Annotated in this window: 3 protein-coding genes; 2 read left to right on the top strand and 1 reads right to left on the bottom strand. The window is 69.3% G+C overall.

Annotated features, from left to right (window positions below; genetic code table 11):
- Positions 1-996: serine hydroxymethyltransferase (locus tag VFF46_RS39680; protein ID WP_325042439.1), on the top strand; the 996-nt coding region annotated here is incomplete at its 5' end.
- Between the two features lie 3 nt (positions 997-999).
- Here the strand turns inward: VFF46_RS39680 and VFF46_RS39685 are convergent.
- Complete coding sequence (locus VFF46_RS39685; RefSeq protein ID WP_325042440.1) at positions 1,000-2,538, bottom strand: DHA2 family efflux MFS transporter permease subunit; 1,539 nt, start codon at positions 2,536-2,538, stop codon at positions 1,000-1,002.
- A gap of 62 nt (positions 2,539-2,600) precedes the next feature.
- Here VFF46_RS39685 and VFF46_RS39690 point away from each other — a divergent pair, with 62 nt between their 5' ends.
- Positions 2,601-3,071, top strand: coding sequence for a GbsR/MarR family transcriptional regulator (locus VFF46_RS39690; RefSeq protein WP_325042441.1), 471 nt, complete (start codon positions 2,601-2,603; stop codon positions 3,069-3,071).
- Positions 3,072-3,081 lie beyond the last annotated feature (10 nt).

The following is a 3,081-nucleotide window of genomic DNA, read 5'->3' on the forward strand; positions in this document are numbered from 1 at the left end:
CGCCACGAGTTCGGCAACCAGCGCCTCCTCGGCATGGCGCTCGACGCGGGTGGTCACCTGACCCACGGGTTCCGTCCCAACATCAGCGGCAAGATGTTCCACCAGCAGCAGTACGGCACCGACCCCGAGACCGGGCTGCTCGACTACGACGCCCTGGCCGCCAAGGCCCGCGAGTTCCAGCCGCTGGTGATCGTGGCCGGCTACTCGGCCTACCCCCGCCGGATCGACTTCGCCAAGATGCGCGAGATCGCCGACGAGGTCGGCGCGACGCTGATGGTCGACATGGCGCACTTCGCCGGCCTGGTCGCGGGCAAAGTGTTCACCGGCGACTTCGACCCGGTCCCGCACGCGCACGTCACCACCACGACCACGCACAAGTCGCTGCGCGGCCCGCGCGGCGGCATGGTGCTCTGCCAGCCGGAGTACGCCGAGTCCGTCGACCGCGGCTGCCCGATGGTGCTCGGCGGCCCGCTCAGCCAGACGATGGCCGCGAAGGCGGTCGCGCTGGCCGAGGCACGGCAGCCGTCGTTCCGGACGTACGCGCAGGCGGTCGCGGACAACGCGGTCACGCTCGCGGAGGGCCTGATGAAGCGCGGCGTCAAGCTCGTCACGGACGGTACCGAGAACCACCTCGTCCTGCTCGACGTGTCGTCGTACGGCATCACCGGCCGGCAGGCCGAGTCGGCGCTGCTCGACGCGGGCATCGTCACCAACCGGAACGCCGTACCGCGCGACCCGAACGGCGCCTGGTACACCTCCGGCGTCCGGATCGGTACGCCGGCGCTCACCACGCGCGGGTTCGGCGCCGACGAGTTCGACCGGGTGGCCGAGCTGATCGTGGACGTACTGTCCGCGACCACCCCGACGACCACGTCCGCGGGCGCCCCGTCGAAGGCGAAGTACGTGCTCGCCGACGGTGTCGCGGACAAGACGCGCGCCGCCTCGGCCGAGATCCTCGACAAGCACCCGCTGTACCCGGGCCTCGAGCTCAGCTGACCCCTAACTGACCACTGGCTGCCCGTCCTTCTTCGGGCGGGCAGCCTTTCGCGTCGGCATCAACGTCGCGGCCAGGATCGCGCCGGCCACGGCGATCCCGCCGGAGACCCACATCGTGGTGTTGAGGCTGGTCAGGAACGCATCCCGGACGCTGCTCGCCAGCCCGGCCGACCCGGTCTTGGCCGCGACCGCGAGACCACCCGCGAGACTCCTCTCGGCCGCATCCGCGATCTCCGCCGGCAGGCCGGTGGTGTCCACGTTGTGCCGGTAGACCGAGTTCAGCACGGTCCCGAGTACGGCGACGCCGACCGTACCGCCGACCTGCCGGAAGGCCTGCAGCAGCCCGGATCCGGTACCGGCCCGCTCCGGGTCGAGCACCCCGAGCGCCGCGTTCATTGCCTGCGGCATCGAACAGCCGAGACCGAAGCCGACCACCACGAACCAGGTCGCGGTATACCCGTACCCGGTGCCGAGGTCGGTGAACGCGCCGAGTACGAACCCGACGGCCATCACGACGAACCCGGTCATGACCACCAGCCGGGTACCGATCCGCGACTCGACCGGCTCGGCCAGCTTCGCGCCGACCGTCATCCCGCCGATGAACGGCAGCAGCTTCAGCCCGGTGTGCAACGCGTCCGACCCGTTGATGCCCTGGAAGTACTGCGGCATCGTGAACAACAGCCCGAAGATCGAGAACACCGACACCGTCAGCAGTACGGCGCCGCCGGTGAACACCCGCTCGTGGAACAGGCGGAGCTCGATCAGCGGCTCCCGGTTCCGCCGCTGCCAGACCAGGAAGGCGGCGATCAGTACGACGGCCAGCCCGAGGAACACGATCGTGACCGCGTCGGCCCAGGACGTCTCGCCGGCCTTCGTCACGCCGTACACCAACGTCGCGAGTCCGGCGCTGGACAGCACGATGCCGAGCCAGTCGATCGCCGGGCGCCGCGAACTCCGGGTCTCCGGCACCAGCAGTGTGACGGCGAGCGCGGCGAGGAACGCGATCGGGACGTTCATCCCGAAGATCCACTGCCAGCCGGCGTGGTCGAGCAGCAGGCCGCCGACGATCGGGCCGAGCGGCATTCCGATGCTGTTGGCAACGACGAAGAACCCGATCGCCTTCTTCCGCTCCTCCTCGGTGCGGAACAGCACGGTGATCAGCGAGAGTGCGACCGGGACGATCATCGCGGCGCCGATCCCGAGGAACGCCCGGGCGGCGATCAGCTGACCGGCCGAGTTCGCGAGCGCGCAGGCCAGCGACGCGAGCCCGAACAGGGTGAGCGCGATCGCGATGATCCTGCGCCGGCCGTACCGGTCGCCGAGCAGACCTGCTGGCAGGAGTAGCGCGGCGAGCACGAGGTTGTAGCTGTTCGCCATCCACTGCAGCTGGCCGGTGGACGCGTCGAGGTCCTTGGCGAGGGTCGGCAGCGCGACGTTGAGCACGGTGGTGTCCAGGCCGAGCACGAGGACGGCGAGACACAACGCGATGAGTACACCGAAGCGGCGGGCACCGGTCAGCGCCGGTGTGGCGTCTGGGGTCATGAATTCAAATTATCAGAAGTTTGTGATAGTTGCGATAAATCCGATTACTGTAAGCTTCAACCATGGCGGAGGAACCGAGCCGGGAGGCGGTCAGCCAGTTCGTCGAGCGATTCGCCGGCGTGCTGGCGAACAGCGGCGTACCGACGATGTCGGCTCGGGTGATGGGCGCGATGCTGGTCAGCCCGGACGGGTCGATGACCGCCGCCGAGCTCGCCGAGTCCCTCAAGATCAGCCAGCCGGCCGTGTCCGGTGCGGTCCGGCAGTTGCTGCAGGTGTCGTTCATCTCCCGCGAGCGGCTGCCCGGGTCCCGCAAGGACCACTACCGGATCCGCGAGGACGTGTTCGCCGCGATCCTCGAACGCCGCAACCTCGCCCTCAGCGAGTGGGAATCCACCAGCCGCTCCGGCGCCGCGCTGTTCGCCGACGACTCCCCCGTCGCCCGGCGACTGACCGAGGCCGCCGACTTCTTCGCGTTCATCCACGCCGACATGGACCAGATGATCAAGAACTGGCGGGCGGAGCGGCATCCGTGAACCGCCGCGA

It is taken from the genome of Kribbella sp., from assembly GCF_035655035.1.
GTDB lineage: Bacteria > Actinomycetota > Actinomycetes > Propionibacteriales > Kribbellaceae > Kribbella.

Bases quoted from the DNA above. Each gene is read 5' to 3' on its own strand.
- VFF46_RS39685 (WP_325042440.1), bottom strand. From the start codon at position 2,538: ATGACCCCAGACGCCACACCGGCGCTGACCGGTGCCCGCCGCTTCGGT.
- VFF46_RS39690 (WP_325042441.1), top strand. From the start codon at position 2,601: ATGGCGGAGGAACCGAGCCGGGAGGCGGTCAGCCAGTTCGTCGAGCGA.